Genomic DNA, 22,108 nt, shown 5'->3' on the forward strand with positions numbered 1-22,108 from the left:
AAAGGTCCATTGACCTGGGACGCCCCCGTTGTCTGTTGTACCAAACAAATTGGGAATGTTCAAATAATATTTAATCAAGGTCAGTTATTAATTAATTTTGATGGTAAAGAGATTGCCATATTTCTCTTCTATCTCTTTCAAATCGAATAGTTCGCTTAGGTAATATACTCCATACCTATCTAACCCACTTATCACTTGAAATGCAGTATAAGCAATAATCTTCCCTGTAAGGTCTGCATTATTTCTTCCTAAGATACTTCCGTTTTTATATGTCATATTACCAGAGTTAGTGCTTAATACTTCAACTTCTATAGCATATTTATCAGAGTAAAACATTTTTGTTGTTTTTAAGATAAAAGTTGTGAGTTTAAATAAGAATTTACAGAAAATAGGGAATTTCAAAAGTTGAAATATTCTTGCTTTTTTCAAAAAATATACCAACCATGTGAAAACTCTCGAGTTGTAGCAAAGGTAAGTAGAGACGTTGTCATGTAATAAAGTTTCTGTAATAATTTGTTGGTCAGATAAATTAAAAACAAAAGCTGAACGTTTTCCTATTGGATGAGGGAAATTAGTTATCATTCTACTCATAAATGGGGTTATAGAATTGAGTACACTTTTTCTACTCCATTTGAAATTATGCTCTAAATTTTCTAACAACCATTTAACCCCATCACTACCATGCTCTTCTCCTAATCCGAGCATTAATGAAACGTTAGTTTGAACAGGACTATCTATATCCTTAGAAATTTCTTTAGCAAGTAAAGTAGATAATCCTGGAGTTATTCCTACCCCTAAAATACAAGTTGTCTTATTTTTTTGGAAATCCAAGTTATAATCAATTAAATCCTTAACAATATGATTTGATGGTGATATATCAATATAATGAATGTTATTATTCATGCAATATTTAGCAAAATCAATATTTTTAGGACTTAAACACATGATTACAACTCTAATATCATTCAATTTATCTTTATAAGTTGAGGAATTATATATATCTATTTCAAGAAATGTTATAGGTAATTTATTTTTATTAATGAATTGTACAGCTCTTTTTTTGTTTCTTCCCCCAATGACTATATTTGTAACAGTAAGTTCGATTAATTCTTTGACAACATATTTCCCAACATCGCCATAACCACCTACTATCAATATATCTTTTTTCATATAGCATCCTTTTTAGGTTCTAGGATAGATTCTATGATGAATGAAAAGGAATGAGTTGATAAAGGTTCATATTCTTCCTCCAAAATTAGATTATGCATTGCAAAACCATCTAAGGTAGAAATAATAAATTTAGCCATTTCCTCTTCTGAGACAGTATTTTTAAATTCACCATTATTTTTTCCCTCTAGTAGAATACCTGAAAGAACTTGTTTATACATTTTATATCCTGCTTGAATTTCCATTGTTATATCGTTTTCCTCTGAATAAAATTCTAACAACGTTTTAATTGATAGGACGCATGATTTATTATCTTTACCGGTGACATTTAGTATTTGATATAACTTCTCTTTAGCACTCAATTCACTTTTTTCTAGTTCTTGAATCATATTTAATTGAGAATTTCTAACATTTTCTACAATGGATTTAATCAAATCTTCTTTTGTGGAAAAGTACCAATAAAGAGCAGCTTTTGTTATTCCAAGCTCTTTAGCAACGGATGAAAGTGTGAATTTCGAAAATCCTTTTTCCATTATAAGAGTTATTGAAATATCAATTATCTCTTTTTTCATGCTTGCAACTTTATTTGCATCAATTTTTCTAGCCATAAATATTGCCTCCAATTAATTAACTAACCGTTTAGTAAACTATATGTTTGTTGTATAATTTTGTCAAGGTTCATTTGGTGGAGGTCGTAGTCAATTGAAATATATGTCCCTTTCTATCCATAAAAATATCCCCTCCAAGTTTACTCGATCCTCATGATTACATAAGGCTTTTTACGAGTGTTGCTTGAAGGGGATACTATCATTAGTCGGGGCGATGTTTGAGCCATATAAATATGAACATTTATGAAAAAGGCCCGAAGGTTAAATCAGATATTCGAACCCCGCGTTATAGATTTGTTTGTTTTAAGCAATAGGCTTCATGCCTTCTCTATATTTAACCCTGTTATATCGATTAATTAGTTCGTCAAGATGCATAGATTGTTTAAGCACTTTGGGGTGCCGCAAACCATACTGCATTCCCATTTGATACAGCAATTGTCTAGACTCCTCTATTCGCTGTCGCATGACTTCGGCATCTATCATGGGTCGCCACCTCCTTATGTAATATTTTAGGATATAATGTAAAAATATAGATTAATAGATGTATTGCATTATCTAATAGATGAATATGAATATGACCTATCATTGTTTGGAAACAAAAAAGACCAGCCGGTTTCGGCTGGAAAATAATTTAATATTATTTTGAACATTTGTCTGGTAAGAAAATTAACAATCTCCAGCGCCATGATTAAATGTCTGGATAGGAGGCTTTGCAGGAAAAGTACTTATAGGAGAAGCACTTACAGGAATCGCAATCGACATAACTACAAGCGCAGTAGCCAACAGTACAACAATTTTTCTTTTCATTTCTTTTGCACCTCACTAATTAAATTATGGTATCTATGTTGTGATTCTTTGGATGCCGCATGTCGGAACAGCTCAAACAGTCTTACATACTTGAGGATCGCATCATCATTATGAATTTCTATAGCTGATTCCAACCCAATCAGTACACACTTTATACCATCCTCATATTTCTCTTTGCTTAAATAATAAGACGCCAGTTCAGTTAAGAGAAATGTATACCGATCTGCTTCCACTTGATGAGTGATGGCCCTTGTTTTTGTTTTTTTATCGATATACATAGTAATTTGTAATTCAAACTTCTGCAATATATCGTCTATATTAAAATCAAAACGATTTGCTGCTTGAAGAATTCTAGTTACTGCATGAATAATTTCATTTTCTTCTGATTCAATAAACGCTACATATTCCTGAAGGACTTCAATCTTTCCCATCATAAGATGATATAAGTAAGTGTTCGCCGTAGCCCACATTTTGAACTTCTCTATCAACTGCTGAGCCTCTTCCGTGTCCTCTCTCACCCAGCTCATATCGGAATACAATGTAACATACTTCAAAGCCTGTTCATAATCGCCGTGTTCATCACAGACAGCCGAACGCATTAAGTGAGAATATACGATATAAAGAAACAACGGACGTTTAGGCTCTCGATGCTGATCGCTCCTTCTTGCCATTTCATACTTATAATTGTATTGGATTAATGCCTTCTTCCCCATCATAGCGGCCATTTGATCCACTTTCTCCCATTGCCTAAGAGAAAAGTACATATTAAGTAAATCCTTTAGCGCATCAAGCTGGTCTATAACATCCAGTCGCTCAACAAAACCTTCAAACTTGGTAGCTGCCCTTAAATTCTTCTCCTGATCATGATTTAATGAGATTGTGAATAATCGATAGTGACAAAGGGCTAGCCGCTCGGAATGCTGATATTTCTCGTTTTCGATAATACTCTCATAAATAATAGCCGCTGCTCCAAGCTTGCCCTGGTTGAAGAAATCCTCAGCTGTATCGAAAAGCGCAGGTATGTAAGAGAGGTTATCCATCATGAGGTGAACGACTCGCTGAATACATTCCAGCTTGTCCAATTCTGCACAGCGGTATAAGAATGGTCGCAAACGCCGCCAATTAGGGGTTTGAACAAAGCATTCATCTACATATAATTCATAGAAGCTACCTTCGGGAAGTCCCATAGCTAGTACAATCCGGTCTAGCTGCTGCATGGCAATCGGTCTGGTTCCCTTGATTATCGTACTGATCGTCCCGGAGTTAACCTTAGATAACTCTGCAAATTGATTAATCGTTAACCCGGACCTATTCAGGTAGCTTTCCAGTTCTGATCGTATCGTGGTTGTATGTATCAAATCAAACAACCTCCAAATAAAACATTAACACTCGCAACATCCACAATTTAGGATATCGTTCCAATATAAGTAATACTATAGATGATTTTTACACATGTCAATTAATTCTTAATGAGGTTAAATTTACTCACCCTAAAATAAACAACTTTTTAAAACTATCTAATACAGATGTAGATGTAACTAACCAAAAAATTAAAAAACAAATTATTAAAGAAAAAACAGCATAAATTACTAATTTCCAGTTGAAATTCGATTCTACTTCCATTCCATATTCTAATTTTTTTCGTTTCCGTTTCTTATATTTGCGTGGTCTCCCTCTAAGCAACTCAACTTCCTCAATTTCATTCATACTAATGGTCTCCTCGCATTATCTAAGTTATTCTATTATTCCAGCTTTTAAACGACACTTCCTTCTATATCTTTTATCGTAATTTCATCAACTAAAATGGAGTCTTAATTATGTTTAGTCAAAAAAATTAAAAAAAGAGCCTCTCCCACATTACACGGGCAAAAGCTCTATGTATTCCTCAATCATGTCTGATTTATAAGAAACGGGTCGAGTCAAATCAAAGCCATAACAAAACATCCAAAGTTGGAAGAATCTATGGTTAGGTTATTCTATACTGTTCTTGATATATTCCAGAAGCTCCACTACAATCTCCGATACGGCATCCTCTTGGGGCAATTGAATGTATTGACTTGCCCGAACAATGTCATCTTTGAACAAATCTATCAGCTGCACCATCGCTTCCGGATCATCTTGTTGTACAGCACTCACCAATGCTAGGAGCTCACTGTCTGGGACAACTGCTCTATCATTTTTCGTTTCCATTTATTCACCGCCTGTTGGCTCATATTTAATTGATGGGCGACTTCGGATTCCGTCTGATCTTGTATATAAAGTTTATAAATAATAAGCTTGCCTTGAGGAGGCAGCGTATTGATGAGTTGTTCAATCATCATTCGATTCTCGGAGCCATCTGTAAAAGAGACATCCGTTCGCATATATTCTAAATCGTAGAAGGAATGTTCTCGTTTTTTAATCGTTTTGGCACGATATTGAATTCTCCAGCCAATACGGTCAACCTGGACCTTAAGACGTTCGTAGGCTGTCTGCTGTTTATCCACTGTACAATCACCTCGTTTCTTCAGGATAATTCCGCCTTCTCCGTTGAAGTTTCTATTTCGGTTAATTCAATCTTATTAGACTAACCACAATAAAATGAGAACGCTAGTTCTTATTCATTAATAATATACCACTATTTTCTATTAAATTTCCACAGGAATTACTGATTTTAAAAAAATTCATCCTAACGGTTGTAATTTGTATATATGAATTACCTATATAGGTGAAGGCACCCGCAATAAAGAAATATTAAATGAACTTGGGAAGAGGTTCATTTTGATTTCTTCACTTCCCTTTTGCAAGTGGCCTATCAATAAATGATAAAGGGAGATGTTTTTATGAAAAAAGTACTGTATGTGCCATTAGATGATCGTCCGGTAAATCTGGATGATGTTATTGTCCAAGGGAAATCCGCTGGAATCGAGGTTATTACGCCATGCATTAGCGATATTACGAACCGTTTAGATTCACAAAAAACAGCATCAGGCTCCATTCTGGAGAGCACTTCTTCACCAACCTTTGGAAACATGCCGAACATCCGCCAATTCATTCTTGATCACGCAGACTCTGTTGATGGCTTCATTATTTCGGCCGACATGCTTGCTTACGGAGGATTAATCGGAAGTAGACGGCTGCGGAGCAGCGGGAGCGGAAGTTATCCCAACTACGATCCTGCCACAACCAATTTATTGGATGCTATTCGTCTGGTTAAGGAATCCTGTCCGAGTAAACCGGTCTATGTTCTGGATACTATTATGCGTCTGGCTACAACCACTTATGTTGAAAGTGTATTCCAGAACGCTTATGATGAATCTCGCGCTTTCATGAAACAACCGCGTAAAGAAGTATGTGATTTCAACGGAATTTTGAACGGCTATGACATAAAACCGGACGGCACTCCATACGAAAGCACAACCACCTTCAACAAAGAACATTATTATGAAGCTCGTCGCCACAAATTCAAATCGAACTATTACATCCTGGATAAGCTTGTTCGATTAGGTTATATCGATTTTCTTGCGATTGGTGTCGATGACTCCTCTACGCAAGGCGTTCAGGCCAACGAGATCACCTTTGTCGAGGGGTATATTACAGCTTGTCTTGGGGGATCGGACGGACAAAATCCTGACCGTGCTATCATTCTTCCTGACGCGGACGGCCTAGGCCATTCACTCATGGCCCGTATGGCCAACCATCTATTAAACGTAGAAGCTAAACCGAGATATACAGTGCAATACTTCGGACCTCATGGTTCCACAATCATTAACCCTTACGAATATATGAGTGTGCATGAAAATATCAGTCATCACGTGGATATTGTAGGCGGCCAGCTTATTAGTGATTGCCCTGATGTAGAGATCATTGCTGTAACAGACGTGAATCAGGTATCCAGTGCGGTAAGTCGAATTGAATCCAATGCCTCGAACCGTGTTCTGACTGTCGTCATTGATTTCGTCGCCGGAGGTGCCGCCAACTCCGCTGTTACAGAGGCGCTGCTCAGCAGTCCATCCACAGGACAAATACTCGGATACAGCGGTTGGAATACAGCCGGCAATAAAATCGGAATTGCGATCGGGATGGGTCAAGCCCGGTATGCGTATCTAATCACAGAGACACAATCCGCAGCCCTTGATGCGGCGGTAAACGCACACGGTTCACTTTTGTTCAAGCGTTTCTTGAAAGACTACTATTATAAGACGTTGACCATTGGAGAGATTCGGCAGTATTCCAGAGCTAATACTCTATATACGAACATTCCATATTCTGATGCGAATTTTCTGCTCTTCAATTCAGAGAGCGATTATAATTATGTACTTAACGTCTTACAGGATCGAATGCAGACTCATACGGGCACCCTTGCCGCCAAAAAAACCTTCCAAATCGGCCAGTCTCCTGCTTCATGCAGTATCCGCCAAATCTGCGGGGGGACATGGTCTTACGCGGAATATGCCAGTGCCTCGACCGCATTTGAGAACCCGAACTATATCTGGCATCGGGCTTTCGAGATTACGGTGAACCCTGACGTTACATTGTCCTGATATGGTCAACCGACGTCATGGTACGCCGCACTACGCTCTGGATGACTTGGGCGATGTGATCTATTTCGACGGTATCGAAATAGATCATTCGCATAGTCCGCCGAAGCTTGGACCAGCGTGGGCAGATTGGTTATACTGGGGTTATCTAAGGATAACAGACTCTTAGTCCCCCTTCGTTCAGATAACCTATAATCCAAGTGGTAAACAGGGACGGAGCGTTGGTTCTATCAGTCTGGTATCACTCTCACTAAAGGAGCGGATATTATGCAATATCGCCGTCTTGGGCAGAGTGGACTCCAAGTCTCTCAATTGGGGCTCGGAACTAACGCTTTTGGCAAACGGGCTGACCAGGAAACGTCCACCCGTATTCTCCAGCACGCGCTGGATCAAGGCATTAATTTCATCGATACGGCCAACATTTACGCTAATACCGAATCGGAGCGGATCATTGGGGAAGCGCTGGCTGGCAGACGCCATAACGCGGTATTGGCAACAAAGGCCGGACTTGTAAGAGCGGATGGACCGAACGAACGGGGCTCATCGCGCTACCATCTTATGCATGAGCTGGAGCACAGCTTACGTCGGTTAAAAACCGATTATGTAGACCTGTATCAAATCCATACATTCGATCCGAACACACCGCTAGAAGAAACACTACGAACGCTCGATGACATGGTCTCTTCTGGAAAAGCACGGTATATTGGTGCCTCGAATTATGCTGCATGGGAAATCATGAAAGCGATCGGGATCAGCGAACGGAATGGTTATATCCGCTACACCTCCACCCAGACCAGCTACTCACTAGCGGACCGTACGCCAGAACTTGAGCTTGTTCCATTATGCTTGGATCAGGGTGTCGGCATTATTCCGTATTTCCCGCTGGCGGGCGGGATTCTGACCGGGAAATATAACAGCAGCAGCGGAGAAGTCCCGTCCGGTTCCCGGGCGGATACCGACCCGAACTTCAACCGGTTCCTGGAAGATAAGAACATCCAGCTCGGAGAGCAGGTAAGCCGTCTAGCTGAAGAGAACGGCCATACTCCAAGCGCCCTTTCGCTAGCTTGGCTCATGAACCGCCCCGCCGTTTCCACGGTTATCGTGGGCGCTACTCGTATCGAACAACTGGAAAGTAATATGCAAAGCCTCGATATTCATATCGATCTGGAGCTTGGCAAGAAATTGGATGAGGTAAGTGATCCGTTTGTTCACGGAAAGCCGTTTGCAACGTATCGGTTAGAATAGATAAATAGCTTCACAAATGCAAAAAGATGACTTCTGGATCGCTCGTCAGAAGTCATCTTTTTATTTTTATGTTTGATCAGCGATCGCAAGAACCTGCTTGAAGATCGATTCTAGGTAATCGGCCATCATCATGAAGCCGAGGTCAGTCGGATGAACGCCATCTACCGTGGCCTCACCCGGATGGCTACCCAACATGTTGGTTCCATCAATAAAGGTAACTCTGTGGTCACCCGCATCCGTCAGACTCTGTATCAGATCAGCTTGGAAATCCCTTCGCTCCAGCCGCTCCTGAACAAGCTCCGGCTTAAACTTTTCTGCACCGTATGGAAATCTTGAGACGAGAATAATCGGTACATCCGGATGAGCTTCACGGTAAATTCGGATAAATGCAGGCAGCGTTTTTTTGTACTGTTCCGTGCCACAGGAATTCGCTTCATAATCAATGACCAGACAGGCTGGATTATCAATCTGCGCTATGAGATGTGCAAGCTCAGGCTCTCCCTTCCCGTTTCCGGAAAAGCCTAGATTAATGAATTCTCTGTTGATTCTTCGGCTCAAAATATTCGTATAGGACATGCCTGGACGTGCCGCGCATCCACCTTGTGTAATCGAGGTACCGTAAAAGATAATTCTTTTGTCCGAATCATAGGATTCCGGTGAAGAGATTTCCGCTTCTGAATCAAGACCGATCCACATCTCTTTTACCCCTTGATAGAGCGGCAAATTCAGCATATATGAGCGCCATTCCCTGCTATTATTAACGAATAGCCGACTCTCATATTCCAGTTGGCCAGCCGTGAAATTCGCAGTACCCGCGAATAACCAGTTACCCAGCCCGCCTGTGTAAGCGTCTACACCACATTCCCCAGTCGGGGGCATATGATACATGCCAGATCCCGCTGTCAAACGGACGCGTACGGATATGTATCGTGAATTGGTACGGAACCGGATCTGCCCACCTGACGTACAGTTAGCTAAAATATCGACAGCAGACGGTATCGGATAATCAGGTACTGCCGGAAGTCTCCGGTAGAGTCGATTGCTTTCAAACCAGGCAAGACCGGATACCCGGAATGGTTCATCGAGCGGAGAATGCCACGTCAGTTCATCTGTCACAACGTTCTGGACCTTCATATTTTGATCTAATTGATGTGGGGATACTTCTTCCCGATTGTGCTTCTCCATTACATTTCGCCTCCAAATGGATAGGTATGTTTTGGCATCCCCAGTCTAATCGTATCTCCATCAATTGTAAACAAGAATCTACTATTACTTCTCTTCATACTCTTGTTTCAAAATACTGTAAATCTCCAGATCAACAATTCCTTTTCCTGACCATAAGGAAGCTTGTCTTAACATGCCCTCTTTCGTGAATCCGTTCTTTAGCAATACCTCTTTAGAAGCTTCATTGGGCGGCATCACCTCAGCGTGAATCCGATTGACCTGTACCTCTTCGAACAAATACCGAAGCAGCATCGCAACTGCGTTCGTAGCTATCCCTTGTCCCCAATTACACTCCGCCAAAAAGTAACCGATGGTCACCATATTCACTTTTTGATTAAAGTCAGAAGCTTCAATAATGCCAACCAGCCGCTCAGGTTTTTGATTGCTGAATATACCCCATTTAACCCTCGTTCTCTTGTTATAATCCCTTTCAAAATGTCCGATCATCGACTTCACGGTGTTTTTGTTATGTTTAGGAATAATGCCGCAGTACTCAAACACTTTGTCATTGCTGTAAATAGCATATACCTCTTCCAGATGGCTCTCATTAATCTTTTTCAAAATAAGCGAGTCTGATTGTATCACAGGAAATTGCCCGAACACGGCCTCGATATTCATGGATTATCCCCTCTCTGCCAAGATTCTCTTCTTAATAGGGATGTAAAGTTCAACCTTACATTTCCCTTCCTTATCGTTCGCAGGATCATTCATACAAAACTCAAGGCATGGTCTATCGTCAGAGTCATACTCGCTGTTCGGCAGCCACTGATCAAACAAGCTTTGGTACGTGATAGCCAGCTTGTCGACCGTATCGTAGAAGTTATATAAGGCATACGTTCCGCCGCTCAGCGTCTTAAACTGAACCACATCTATATTCTTTTTAACAAAATCCTCTGGCAGCGTGATACAAGCATCATACCTGCACTCGGATTCTTCCACCGTGGCAGGATCATCTAGCGAAATACCGATAAAATACTGACTCATTGGGGTAAGCTGATGCTCATTGGCCCACTTTCCTAATACACTCCATGCCAGATGGGTGTCTAAATAGCTGCCGATATGTCTGACATATGCAACCTCGTATGCAGGAAGCTCCTTAATCGTAACGTTCATATCCCATATCCTCCTCAGAAAATGACTTATTTTTCTGTGTTCATCGTAATTCAGAGGATGGAATAACTCTTTCTCATTTTTGCTAACTATTAATGAAATATTGCTATTATTGCTCCTGCTTGCTCTAACTTCGCTCGGCGTCTGATTAAAAAATTTCTTAAATGCCGTGTTAAATGTTGTTACCGACTCAAACCCACAAAGTTGTGATATGTCCAGTATCGTCCGATCCGTATCTGTTAAGTACTGCACCGAATTGTGCAGGCGAACCTGATTCACATATGCGATGGGGGTTACGCCCACAATCGACGTAAATATTCGGCTAAAATGAAACTTCGAAAAATTAGAATGTTCCGCAAGCTCCTTCAACGTAATTCGTTCAGAACTATTGTCCTTGATGTACTGAATGACTGCATTCATTCTTTTGACGTATTCGTTGTTCATTTAAGATGTTTCCTTTACGGGATTTTCTGGTGTATCTTTATTTGAATTATACTTTAAGACAGTAATATTATGGAATATGATATAGCTTTGAGCCAAAAGAAAAAGCGCCGATAATTGGCGCTTTCTCTAAATGATCCGTATTATTACTGGCTCGTGTTATTTGATTTCCACTACATAGCTGCATCGTTATCTATATGTTTAATAACCTCGGCTAAACTCATGTCACCCATAGAATTAATTCTTAAATGATATTTCTCGAAGCTAATCTCCTTGGTCACCTCATTAGGCACGATAACACATTTCATGCCCGCTGCAACTGCGGCTTTTGCCCCGTTGGCCGAATCCTCAAAAGCTACAGCTTCGCTACCTTTAACATTCAAAGCCTCAAGCGCGTTTATGTACAGCGTTGGGTCTGGCTTCACTTTTTCGACTTCGTCTCCCGTCTTGATCGTATCAAAGAAGTCTATGATCTGAAGTTTTGTCAGGAACCCTTCAACCCACTCCCGGTTGGAGCTTGAAGCCAGGCCTATTTTGAGCCCCATCTCCTTCGCTGCTGACAAGTAGTCCTTCACACCTTCTCTGATTTCCAGCAGATCCACCTTGGATCTGTGCTTTTCCTTCGCTAAATTTATAATCGTTTCGATGCTTTCCAGACCCAACTTCTCTTCAATGAATTCATGAATTGCTCTATCATGCGTACCTACACATTTCGCAAATACCTCCATCGGAAAATCCAAGTCATAGTCTCGAAGCACATCTTTAAACGCATTGTACCACACGGTTTCCGTATCGATGATCAATCCATCAAAGTCAAAGACGATTGCTTTTATCATGTATGTATCCTCCTTGATAGCTGTTATATCAATATCATAGCATTCTTTTATTGAATTCCAATGCTTCCTGAATGACTTTTGACTTGTAATGAATTCTCTCCAGCACTTGGATCATGGTATAAAGAAAAAGAAGTGCTAGCCGCCATTTAAGAAATAGCTTCTAGCACTTCATATGAATCTTTTTATAAGTACATCTACTTTGCGACTTCCTGACCAGCAATCCGGCCGAAAGTAATAATATCAGAAATGGCATTTCCGCCCAGACGGTTTGCACCATGAACAACGCCTGTCACTTCTCCAGCAGCGTACAGTCCCGGAATAACCGTGCCTTCTGTCGACAGAACACGTGCTTTCGTATCAATGACCAATCCACCCATTGTATGATGGACCGACGGAACCGCTTTTTGAATATAATACGGGCCTTTTTCCAGCGATACCAAACCGCCACGATGGTTGAAATCAAGATCCTTGCCTGTCTTCGCATACTCGTTGACTTTGCTTATAGTCTCTTTCAATGTTTCTACATCTACCTTGAAGAAATTAGCCGCATCTTCAATCGTGTCAGCCTTATAGAGCATTCCCTCTTTAACTAATTGATCATACTCATCTTGGTGCACTTCGATCGTCTTGCCGATATCGGCGATTTCCTGATTCCAGAATTGGTAAGCGTAACGCCCTTCTTGTGCTAGAATAGCCTTAGATATGACATCGCGTCGTTCCAATTCCTCTACAAACCGTGTTCCCCCTTGGTTAATCAGTATCGCACCATCAAACCGAGAATCGGCCACAAGTGAGATTACACCTGTAACAGGGTCACAGATCGGATAGGTTTGAATATTCTCCATATTCGTAATATCTGCGTTAATGGCTTGAGCCATAACAATCCCGTCACCCGTCGTCCCTGGCGTGTCCGTAGACATATAGCTCTCATCCAACTCAGGATTATATTTCTTACGCATCTCAACATTAGAGCCAAATCCACCGGTCGCTATGATAACGCCTTTGTTCGCATTGAAGGTCACCTTTTGACCATTTGTACTCGCTTCAACGCCAACTACTTTACCGCTCTCATCCGTTAGTAGTTTCTCAGCTTTCATGTTCGTCTTGATCTTAACTCCAAGTTCTTCGGCCTTGGTCTTGAACTTCGTAATCAATTCCGCTCCTGTATGGCCGACAGGAATAAGTGCACGCTTGCGGGAATGTCCCCCGAACTGGAAGAGGTGATCGGATAAAAACTCCACTTTTACCTCGTCACGTAACCATTCGGCTGAACCCAGTGCTTGCTCGGACAAAATCTTCACGATTTCCGGCTGACCTAGATTGTCGCCACCCTTCATCGTATCCTCATAATATAATTCTGGGCTATCATCGGTAATGCCAAGTTCATGCTGAACCCAGTTGTCAGGAGCATTCATCTCCCCACCGGAGATCAATGTGTTACCGCCAACGGTCGGCATCTTCTCCAGAATAACTACGCTTTTTCCGGCTTCTGCTGCTTCAAACGCTGCACTAAAGCCGGCACCACCCGCGCCGATCACGACGACATCGTATGTTTGCTCCGACTCTTCGGTCTGTTTCGCATCAGCTGTTCCACTGCCTGCCACCAGCGCAATTCCCGATTTAGCAATCGCATCCTGAATTGCATCCAAATACCCCTTGCTCGTCTCACTAGATCCGCTAATAACATCTACATCTGCACTATTTGCCTGCATGACATTTTCCTTCAAGTTGGTATATACAGGCTCCGATAGAACTTCATTTTCCTTCTGCTCCAGAACCTTCACATCCATAATTTTCTCACCCGAAAAGGTTACCTCAACTTTAATGTCACCGTGCTTACCGCTACCTACCCCAATGGCCGTCGTCGTACCATTCGATGCTTCCTTTGCGTTGTCTTTCGAGCCGCAAGCGGCCATCGTAAATACAAGTGCCAGCACCATAATAATGGACAATACTCTACCTGTGTGTTTTCTCATAGTTCCTCCCCTGATACTGATTGTACTAGTATTTTTGACATTGTGAAAAAATGTACAATGTGTATTATAGGCTATGCATCTCCAAAAGTATTTGCACATTTTGGATTTTATTTATACTTTTTGGACAAGTGATACTTCTCATTTAAAGATAGCATGCAACATGATGTAATAAAGACATGAGCTCAATACAACGAAAAATTACATTATATGCCGGAGGATGCTTTCTCTTACTATTCCTTGCGTTGTTAGGCGCCATATACATAGAGATGGAACGAACGGTCGTCCCACTCAACGAATCACTGACACAGCAAATCGTCAATGCCCGAAGCGAACAAATATCCTATTGGTTTCAGCAGCGGATTGGAGAAGTCGAAATGCTCGCCACCCTTGCTTCTGATCACCACTGGACTCGAGAAGAGCTGTTATGCGAAAGTCGCAAGCTAGAGCAACGACGAGGCCATGACTACGAGTCCATTCGGATTGTTGATCTCAAAGGAAACTCTTGGACGCCAGATAGCAAGTCTTTCTCTATATTAACGCGAGACTATTATAAAGAACTGATTTCGTCGGATGCTCCCTACGTTGTAAGTAACGTTATTGTTTCTAGAGCCAACGAAGCAGAGATTGTCGTTATTCTATACCGTGTTGGACCGCTAGTAAATGAAGATACAGCTTACATCGCAGCCGCCGTTCCTATCGGTAAAATGAAAGAAATCGCCCAAGACATTTTGGTGTATGACGGCAGAGGGTGGCTTATCGTTAATTCGGAATTTCCAGAACTGGAAGATTCCAGAGCTAACATGTCTACCTTTACAGCTTCGATTGCCGGTGTTCCGGGCTGGAAGCTCATATTCCAAGTGCCGAAATCCCAGCTTACCCAAGGTATGACGAAGACCCAGCGGTCGGCTCTTATGGTAGGAACTGTAGTAGGTATCTTCTTTTTGATTCTCGTCCTATTGCTGGGCTCCTCTATAGCGAAGCCGATTCAGGCGCTGCGTCAATTGATGAGACAAGTGGAAGACGGTGACTGGAGCGTGCGTTCTAACGATAAAAGGCGCGATGAGATTGGAGAGTTAGGGCGCAGCTTCAATCAAATGCTCATTAAGCTGTATCAATCCCAGCAAGAGAAGAAGGAAATGGAGCTGCAGATGATTCACGAACAGATTAAGCCCCATTTTCTGTATAATACACTGGATACGATTCAATGGATGGCTGCAAGTCATGACGCAGATGATGTCGTGGACATTGTAGAATCCTTAAGCATGTATTTCCGGCTTGGGCTCAGCAGCGGCAGTCAATTTGTAACACTGGAACAAGAATTTCAACATGTCGAGAGCTACTTAAATATCCAATGTGTTCGGTATGATGATATTCTGGATTACGAATTGAGCTATGACAAGCATTTGGAACAACAACAGATCATTCGGTTCATCCTTCAACCACTCGTTGAAAATGCGATTTATCACGGAATCAAGCCGCTGACAAACCAGAAAAGTAAAATATCAATTCGTGCATATAAACAAGGGGATCAACTGATCGTCACCGCCCAGAATAACGGAGTAGACATTCCTAAATCCAGGCTGGCATCACTTCAGGAGGCGTTGCGGAACGGAAAAAAAGACAGAAACGAAGAGATCGGATTCGGTCTATATAGTGTCAGTCATCGCATCAAACTTGCTTATGGTGAGCTTTACGGTTTGCAGATCAGTAGTGGACAAGGTATAACCTGTATGACGATAAATATACCGCTTGGAGGTGACAAATCATGTGGCAAGTCCTAATCATGGATGACGAGAAAATTATCCGTAATGGCTTACGGAAATTTATCCAAGAGAGTCGGCTGCCTTTTGAACCATCAGGAGAAGCAAGGAATGCTGCTGAGGCGCTGTCTCTAATCGAGCAATCTACACCAGACGTATTACTAGCGGATATTAACATGCCGGGTTTGAATGGCCTTGATCTGGTCCAACTTGTAACGAGTCGTTATCCTGACTTGGTCGTGGTGATCATTAGTGGGTACGATGATTTTAAATATGCGCAAAGAGCCCTGCAATTGCATGCTTATGATTACCTACTGAAGCCGGTACCCAAGAGCGATCTAAACCGAATGCTTGCTAAGTTACACGATCACTTGTGCAGTCTTCATCCTGACAAAGTTACGAAGCTTAAAAAAGAGATGACACAGGAATCGCTCCCGAATTCCTGTGATCTCTCGCCAATTATGGTGAAAATAACAGAATATATCCACTATCATTACAATGATCCGGAACTGGCCGTACCTCATGTAGCGGAGTTATTTCACATTAATTCCAATTACTTGAGTAAACGAATGAAAAAAGAGGTTGGGGTATCTTTTCTGGAGTATTTGACTGAGCTCCGCATCTCGAAAGCGAAGGAATTATTGGATAACTCCATGCAAAATATCAAAATCGGTGATTTGGCGATCAAAGTAGGCTATATGAATCAATATTATTTCAGCCGCCTGTTTAAAAACCGAGTAGGAATGTGTCCGGTAGATTATAAAAATAGTACCCGAATGAATATGCATTGACTATAGAGAGGCAATGCGGAGCAGCATGCCTCTATTTAATCGCAATGTTTCCTGAATGACTTTTGAGATGCAATAGATATTCTCCAGCGCCAATTATTCCATTTATTTCCCCGTCTGTATTATTCGTAGTTGAGAGATTCGCCAAGTTAACCGTTGTATCTCCTTTAGTATTTTCCACTGCTACTTTCAAGCTGGATGGTGCATTTTGATAACCAACTTGAATATCACCCGTTTTTGTTTCAACGTTCATTTCACCTTTTTCATCGATCCCCTTTAGAACGATTTCACCTTTTTCAGAAAAAACATTCCAAACGGAGCTAGTTGTATTGTTAAAATAAAGATCATTAGCCTTGGCAACTACGTCTAAATTCCCAAATGAGCTATTGTTTACGGTTAAGTCTCCAACAATTAGATTAAAAACTCCTGAATCTGCTTCAACTTGATTGAATTTCACATTACCCGCTTGATTTTTAACGGTTAGCTTTTGGGTGGCTAACGTATGAATATCGAGATCTCCTTCTTTATTGATCAATGTAACTTGTTCTACTTTATTTTTGGGTACTAAAATCGTGATGGTTCCCTCTTTTTCAAAAGTAAAGGCTGATAACGCCCCGCCAATTTGTTTAGTTTGTTGAATGATTAATTTATGATCTTGATGAGTCACTGAAACAGGAACTTTCTTCTTATCCTTCTGCTTACCATTAATGTCTACATGAACTTGATTGTCTGTCGATTCTTTCACTTCAATATCCCATGAATCATTCGTGATTAAAGATCTATTCTGTCAATTTTACGATATGATAGATAAGCGGCGACTAAACCAAACAAACCAAAAATAGCAGGTATGCCGATAAATTGAAACATCGATACAGAGCTGCCGCTTCCGTCCGAAACCATCGCATTTAGAAGTGTTCCGATAATCACTGCACTCGTAATTGTTGTCGCCGTAGACTTTTTACGCATACCAAAATACAAAGGAATAAGACTTAAGCCAGCTGTCATCGCTGAAGCGATTAAGATCGATGGAATGGTAGCCAACATTTCTCCCATCGACACGGGTGTTTCGAATAAATGAAGCGTCGGATTCAATGCGACTGTCAATCCTTCAATGATTAATGTGGAAATCACTACACAAGAAAAACAGAAGCCAAGAACGATCATTAACTTTGCTTGAATCACTTTTTTGCGTTGCAAGGGATACGTAAATAGCAATTGAATGGTTTTGCTCCTATATTCGTCAATCACTAATCTCGAAATGATAATGCTTGAAAAAACGACAAAGGTAATGCGAACGAAGATATTAGCCAATGACATGAATTCTGAAAAATTTGAAAACATTGGTTCATTTTGAGCATTTGCCAATAAAGCCATTCCGGCTACCATTCCAAAAATAATAATCATACTAATCACAGCTCTTGCACAATACCCTGCTAGATTGTTTTTCTCCCATTCTAATCTCATAAGTTTAAACATGTTGTCTGCCTCCGTCGATAAGATTTAGGAAATACTCCTCTAAATTGCTTTCTCTTCTGATTTCAGCCATCTTAACTTCCTTTATTAATTTTCCATGATTAATAATTCCGATCGTATCCGCAATCGATTCCATCTCTGAAACAATATGACTGGAGACTAAAATTGTCATACCGTACTCATTCTTTAGCTTCAGTAAAAGCATCCGGATATCTTTAATTCCCACAGGGTCTAAACCATTAATCGGCTCATCTAAAATCAAAATTTCCGGATTTGTAATTATGGCTCTGGCAATGCCTAACCGCTGTTTCATTCCTAATGAAAAATCATGTATTTTTTTATCCCCCACGCCTTGTAAGCCAACGATTCCTAACACTTCCTGAATTCGATTCTCACCATCATACTGAGCGTATTCACAATGAAACCTTAAGTTTTCAGCTGCGGTTAGACGTTCATAAAAAACGGGGTATTCAATAATACTGCCGATCTTTTTTAAGTATTGATAAGACGTATGTGATACAGGCTGATTACACACCACAATCTCACCTGCTGAAGGCTTCACCAAATTTAGAATCATTTTCATAATGGTTGTTTTCCCTGCACCATTTGGTCCTAGGAAACCGTAAATTTCACCTTTTTCGATATGCATCGTTACATTTGAGACCGTTTCGGTGCCTTTAAAAGATTTTGATAATTGATTAATTTGGATTATGGTATCCATTATTCTGTCCGCTCCTATTTCCGCAATAGATTTGACACTTCCAAACACTTTGACTAGGGAGTAGTCTTGCTTCTTGCTATATTCATAGCATAAGACTTTTACATACGATTATTGATGGCAACATCACAAACAGTCCTTTAACCTTCCTAGACGGTACTTTTTTGATCCCAACAAATAAAAAAAGTGCCAGCAGCCATTGGAGCAATAGCTTCTAGCACTTCATATGAAATCTTAATCAGGAAACTGTTTTTGTCTTAAAGCTTCCATTCTTTCAATCGTTTCCTTCTGCAATCTTCTTGAAACAGAACAGCTTTCATCATGATCAAACAAGACGAGTTTGTTCTTCTTATCAACAGATCTAATATTCGCTAAATTAACGACAAACGCTCGATGACAGCGGAAGAGGCGTTTATCATAATCCACAATTTCATTTAATTCCGCATAGAAATCTATAGCTTTAGATTTTGTGATTAGTCTTATTTTATGAGCAATTTCCATGGTCTGAAAATAAAGAATATCTGAAAAAGGAATTTGAAAACTGGTGTATTTATTTTCAAAGGAAAAGTTATCAGAACTTACAGGAATGTTTCGGCGCTCATCGGCAATCAACAGACATGCTTCCACTTTGAGAATAAACTCTTCTTCTTGTAGTTCTTTTTCAATAAAGTCCAGAGCAGCTACACGATATGCAAAGGTTTTTGGCGCTAATTCGGAATGAGTCGTGACAAAAACGATCGTACCGTAGGGATCTTTCGTTCTGATCGCTTTAGCAACCTCAAGCCCGGTATGCTTCTCATTTTTGATCTCTAAATCTAGAAAATACAATTGATGATCGGCAGCATTGTCAATTTGCGATAATAAATGATCCGGTTTTGCAGTCGAAAACAGATTTCGGTACCGAATCTGATGCTTTAACGACAAATCTTTTATGATTCGTTCTAAGCGCTGCTGCTGGATAAGGTTATCCTCTAATATAAATATGTTCATTACCGTTCTCCAGTTTTTCTTAAAATTAGCGTTTGTGAAAATACATTAGACCCGGCCTCTGTTTCCAGTGAAGCAAACTTATGCTGCTTTAATATATGCTGCACATTGTATAAGCCCAGGCCACGCCCCTTGCCTTTGCTTGAATATCCTCGTTCTCCCAGTCGTCGTAAACTGACATTTTCTCCACAGCTATTTTCAATTGTAATTCGTTGAATGCTTCGGTCTTCCAGTAACACAATCCAAAGTTTTGATTCTTCGGTCTTTGCCGCTGCTTCAATCGCATTATCCAATAAAATGGAGAGAATCCGTGTAAAAGAAATCAAATCCATCGGAATGTCATGAATGGATTCTTCAATTTCCAACGTAACATCGATTTTCATTTGCTGGGCCATTATAATTTTCGCTGCCAAAATACTTTTGACCTCAGATACATTTAAGTTTCGTAGTTTCACAAAGCTATATTCATTTTTACGCATCAATTGGCCGGTTGGCTTAACCGTATTTTCATACACTTGCTTGACCTGCTCCCAATCTTCCCTCTTGATCCCATCCTCCAGGGTTAATAGGATGTTGGCATAATCATGACGAAAACCTCTGAATTCATCATATATTTTTTCCAGCTGTGCTGCATAATCCTTTAGCTGTGCCAATTGCCCGCTCTTCGATTTTTCTATTTCCCTTCTTTGAATATGATTGTATTGAATGAGCATATACAGCAAAGCAACGATAAACAGCATCCACATGCCTAAGAGTAATGTTCTATGTACGGGATTATAATCGCCAGTTCTATTGCCAATCGATAAGATCGGATATACCGAAATGATAATGATGACTAAAAGGATTATCACTGGCAAAAGTATGACTTTGCTGAATTCCTGTAAAATTTCTTTGTTGAGCTGGGGAACGTAGTGACGCACCAATCGCAGCCCAGCTTCATTGATAATAGGCGGCGCCATAGCTGTAAAAAGATACGGAAGATACTCGATATTGGCAGATGATTGTCTGAAGACAAATTCAACCAACCAAGTTATCGGAGTGGCCGCGAGATAACCCAGAAATGAATTCATGATCAAAGCATAGGCTCCATAAAAAACACCTATAGCGGTGAAGGTTTTATGATTTTTAAAGTAGGATATGCCCATAAAACAGATAAATAGCGTAATGGCGCCCCATATCCCGATAAAGTACGTTGAAACAAACCCCACCGTTAAAGATACCGCTAGCCAAGCGATTATCTCCTTGTTTGTAAAGGGATAGCGCGAAATCGATTTAAAAATAAAAAAGAAACTCATGATTTGAATCGCCATAATCAAATGAATCATGTAGTACACCACCAAGCTTAATCCAGTCAAAATAATTATGAAAAAGAATATTTAAGCGTTCTTTCATTGTCTGCTGTTCATATCCTGGTGTCAACTCATCATACCGCCAGACAACAAAAAGAGAAGCTACAGCGCTGCAGCTTCTCTTTCTCTTACCGGCCCGAGGTCTTTAATTATGCTCGGCGACCGCTTTATATGCTTTCAAATCCGTGTACACTTCCACCTTGAGCGGATTGCGTTTATGCTTGGAAATCTTGTAGAAGTGATATACGAATACCGCGATATTTGCGGCCAGGGACAAGGCGCTTGCCACCCACAATGCCGTTTCGCTGTGGGAGGATTGTACCGCAAATTTGGACTCTCCGACAAATGCCGGGAACGACATCGTAAACATCATCCAGATTGCGAGCGTTTGAGCACGGTGCTGCAGCCACGCACCCTTTTTAAAGAAGAATGCCGGAATCGTACAGGAGAGCAGCAACGCTGCACCTGCATAATACGAGTGGTCGGACACACAGTTGTACACATAAGCAAAATTCCAGATATCATAAGCAATGATCCAAAACCAAAGCTGATCCGGCCATACCATGTCCTTGGACCGGTTTTTGCTAACCATAATGCCCATCCAACCGGAAATAGTAATAATGTTCAGCAAACCGGCGATTCCGTTCATAATATTCCATGGTCCGCCGATCATCATGACGCCGTCCACAATTCCATTTAAACTGTACACCTGGAAATCGCGGATCACCGCTTCAAGAATATTGAGAGCGAGAATGAAAGCTGGGAACATCAAGACGTACTTGTTCTTGTCCCACCCTTTAATGTACCTCAAGGCCATAAAACCAAGACAACCTGCCAGTGCGGAATAAACTTTGACCCAATGGAACCAGGTTCCTACGCTAGAGCCTTCCCCCGCTGTATTCGGCCATACCGCAACCGTCAGAATAATCGGCAGCACAAGAAAGAGAAACAGAGACACCCATTTGCTCATCCGCGCCAATTCATTCACAAGCATTAAACCCCCGAGCACCACAAACCACATCAAGACCGAGTACCAAGGCATCGCTTCGAAAAAAAACATGCATAACCCTCCTTTTTCAATGATGCAATCCCTATCTGC

At 40.9% G+C, this 22,108-nt stretch carries 22 protein-coding genes and 1 pseudogene; 4 read left to right on the forward strand and 19 right to left on the reverse strand.

The features are described 5' to 3' along the window. Positions 1 to 87 precede the first annotated feature (87 nt). From AC2TF5_RS22810 to AC2TF5_RS22845, 8 genes are all read right to left on the reverse strand, one after another. Positions 88 to 1,170 carry a saccharopine dehydrogenase NADP-binding domain-containing protein gene (locus AC2TF5_RS22810; RefSeq protein ID WP_491299403.1) on the reverse strand — a complete coding sequence of 361 codons (1,083 nt, stop codon included), beginning with the start codon at positions 1,168 to 1,170 and terminating at the stop codon, positions 88 to 90. Beyond that, positions 1,167 to 1,775 (reverse strand): TetR/AcrR family transcriptional regulator, encoded by a 609-nt coding sequence (locus AC2TF5_RS22815; RefSeq protein WP_491299404.1) that lies wholly within the window; start codon positions 1,773 to 1,775, stop codon positions 1,167 to 1,169. The genes AC2TF5_RS22810 and AC2TF5_RS22815 overlap by 4 nt, the downstream gene beginning before the upstream one ends. A 303-nt stretch (positions 1,776 to 2,078) precedes the next feature. Beyond that, entirely contained in the window at positions 2,079 to 2,258 is a 180-nt protein-coding gene (locus tag AC2TF5_RS22820) for an aspartyl-phosphate phosphatase Spo0E family protein (protein WP_491299405.1), read from the reverse strand. A 183-nt stretch (positions 2,259 to 2,441) separates the two neighbouring features. Then, positions 2,442 to 2,582: a hypothetical protein gene (locus AC2TF5_RS22825; protein WP_491299406.1), complete on the reverse strand. Its 141-nt coding sequence runs from the start codon at positions 2,580 to 2,582 to the stop codon at positions 2,442 to 2,444. Then, positions 2,579 to 3,940 carry a transcriptional regulator gene (locus AC2TF5_RS22830; protein ID WP_491299407.1) on the reverse strand — a complete coding sequence of 454 codons (1,362 nt, stop codon included), beginning with the start codon at positions 3,938 to 3,940 and terminating at the stop codon, positions 2,579 to 2,581. The genes AC2TF5_RS22825 and AC2TF5_RS22830 overlap by 4 nt, the downstream gene beginning before the upstream one ends. A gap of 127 nt (positions 3,941 to 4,067) precedes the next feature. Next, positions 4,068 to 4,289, reverse strand: coding sequence for a hypothetical protein (locus AC2TF5_RS22835; RefSeq protein WP_491299408.1), 222 nt, complete (start codon positions 4,287 to 4,289; stop codon positions 4,068 to 4,070). Positions 4,290 to 4,553: 264 nt separating this feature from the next. Then, a complete protein-coding gene (locus AC2TF5_RS22840) occupies positions 4,554 to 4,772 on the reverse strand; it encodes a hypothetical protein (RefSeq protein WP_491299409.1) in 219 nt (72 codons plus the stop codon). Beyond that, a complete protein-coding gene (locus AC2TF5_RS22845) occupies positions 4,724 to 5,068 on the reverse strand; it encodes a sigma factor-like helix-turn-helix DNA-binding protein (RefSeq protein ID WP_491299410.1) in 345 nt (114 codons plus the stop codon). The genes AC2TF5_RS22840 and AC2TF5_RS22845 overlap by 49 nt, the downstream gene beginning before the upstream one ends. 336 nt (positions 5,069 to 5,404) lie before the next feature. Between AC2TF5_RS22845 and AC2TF5_RS22850 the strand changes: the two genes are divergently transcribed. Beyond that, positions 5,405 to 7,105 carry a DUF4127 family protein gene (locus AC2TF5_RS22850; protein ID WP_491299411.1) on the forward strand — a complete coding sequence of 567 codons (1,701 nt, stop codon included), beginning with the start codon at positions 5,405 to 5,407 and terminating at the stop codon, positions 7,103 to 7,105. Between the two features lie 264 nt (positions 7,106 to 7,369). Further along, a complete protein-coding gene (locus tag AC2TF5_RS22855) occupies positions 7,370 to 8,347 on the forward strand; it encodes an aldo/keto reductase (protein ID WP_491299412.1) in 978 nt (325 codons plus the stop codon). A gap of 66 nt (positions 8,348 to 8,413) precedes the next feature. Here AC2TF5_RS22855 and AC2TF5_RS22860 read toward each other — a convergent pair whose 3' ends face one another. The 5 genes from AC2TF5_RS22860 to AC2TF5_RS22880 all read right to left on the reverse strand — a co-directional run bounded on the left by AC2TF5_RS22860 (position 8,414) and on the right by AC2TF5_RS22880 (position 13,934). Next, a complete protein-coding gene (locus AC2TF5_RS22860) occupies positions 8,414 to 9,532 on the reverse strand; it encodes an SGNH/GDSL hydrolase family protein (protein WP_491299413.1) in 1,119 nt (372 codons plus the stop codon). Between the two features lie 84 nt (positions 9,533 to 9,616). Beyond that, complete coding sequence (locus AC2TF5_RS22865) at positions 9,617 to 10,189, reverse strand: GNAT family N-acetyltransferase (protein WP_491299414.1); 573 nt, start codon at positions 10,187 to 10,189, stop codon at positions 9,617 to 9,619. Between the two features lie 3 nt (positions 10,190 to 10,192). After that, complete coding sequence (locus tag AC2TF5_RS22870) at positions 10,193 to 11,125, reverse strand: AraC family transcriptional regulator (protein WP_491299415.1); 933 nt, start codon at positions 11,123 to 11,125, stop codon at positions 10,193 to 10,195. Between the two features lie 170 nt (positions 11,126 to 11,295). After that, positions 11,296 to 11,955, reverse strand: a complete 660-nt coding sequence (locus AC2TF5_RS22875; RefSeq protein ID WP_491302974.1) for an HAD family hydrolase — start codon at positions 11,953 to 11,955, stop codon at positions 11,296 to 11,298. A 197-nt stretch (positions 11,956 to 12,152) separates the two neighbouring features. Beyond that, positions 12,153 to 13,934: a flavocytochrome c gene (locus tag AC2TF5_RS22880; RefSeq protein WP_491299416.1), complete on the reverse strand. Its 1,782-nt coding sequence runs from the start codon at positions 13,932 to 13,934 to the stop codon at positions 12,153 to 12,155. A gap of 176 nt (positions 13,935 to 14,110) precedes the next feature. On the opposite strand from AC2TF5_RS22880, the gene AC2TF5_RS22885 reads away from it, so the two are divergent. Together AC2TF5_RS22885 and AC2TF5_RS22890 are read left to right on the forward strand one after the other, a co-directional pair. After that, on the forward strand, positions 14,111 to 15,715 hold the full coding sequence (locus tag AC2TF5_RS22885) for a sensor histidine kinase (protein WP_491299417.1): 1,605 nt from the start codon (positions 14,111 to 14,113) through the stop codon (positions 15,713 to 15,715). Continuing rightward, positions 15,700 to 16,485, forward strand: coding sequence for a response regulator transcription factor (locus tag AC2TF5_RS22890; protein ID WP_491299418.1), 786 nt, complete (start codon positions 15,700 to 15,702; stop codon positions 16,483 to 16,485). Before AC2TF5_RS22885 ends, AC2TF5_RS22890 begins: the two co-directional genes overlap by 16 nt. A 31-nt stretch (positions 16,486 to 16,516) precedes the next feature. On the opposite strand, the gene AC2TF5_RS22895 is transcribed toward AC2TF5_RS22890, so the two are convergent. The 6 genes and pseudogenes from AC2TF5_RS22895 to AC2TF5_RS22920 form a co-directional block, all read right to left on the reverse strand. Then, entirely contained in the window at positions 16,517 to 17,227 is a 711-nt protein-coding gene (locus AC2TF5_RS22895; RefSeq protein ID WP_491299419.1) for a DUF4097 family beta strand repeat-containing protein, read from the reverse strand. A 26-nt stretch (positions 17,228 to 17,253) separates the two neighbouring features. After that, positions 17,254 to 17,958: an ABC transporter permease gene (locus AC2TF5_RS22900; RefSeq protein ID WP_491299420.1), complete on the reverse strand. Its 705-nt coding sequence runs from the start codon at positions 17,956 to 17,958 to the stop codon at positions 17,254 to 17,256. 58 nt (positions 17,959 to 18,016) lie between these two features. Further along, positions 18,017 to 18,676 (reverse strand): annotated as a pseudogene (locus AC2TF5_RS22905) (ABC transporter ATP-binding protein); the annotation flags it as partial. Between the two features lie 231 nt (positions 18,677 to 18,907). Next, positions 18,908 to 19,663, reverse strand: coding sequence for a response regulator transcription factor (locus tag AC2TF5_RS22910; protein WP_491299421.1), 756 nt, complete (start codon positions 19,661 to 19,663; stop codon positions 18,908 to 18,910). Beyond that, entirely contained in the window at positions 19,663 to 20,985 is a 1,323-nt protein-coding gene (locus AC2TF5_RS22915) for a sensor histidine kinase (RefSeq protein WP_491299422.1), read from the reverse strand. The genes AC2TF5_RS22910 and AC2TF5_RS22915 overlap by 1 nt, the downstream gene beginning before the upstream one ends. 169 nt (positions 20,986 to 21,154) lie before the next feature. Beyond that, positions 21,155 to 22,069: a DUF5692 family protein gene (locus AC2TF5_RS22920; RefSeq protein ID WP_491299423.1), complete on the reverse strand. Its 915-nt coding sequence runs from the start codon at positions 22,067 to 22,069 to the stop codon at positions 21,155 to 21,157. Positions 22,070 to 22,108 lie beyond the last annotated feature (39 nt).

Source organism: Paenibacillus sp. JNUCC 34 (genome assembly GCF_058269055.1).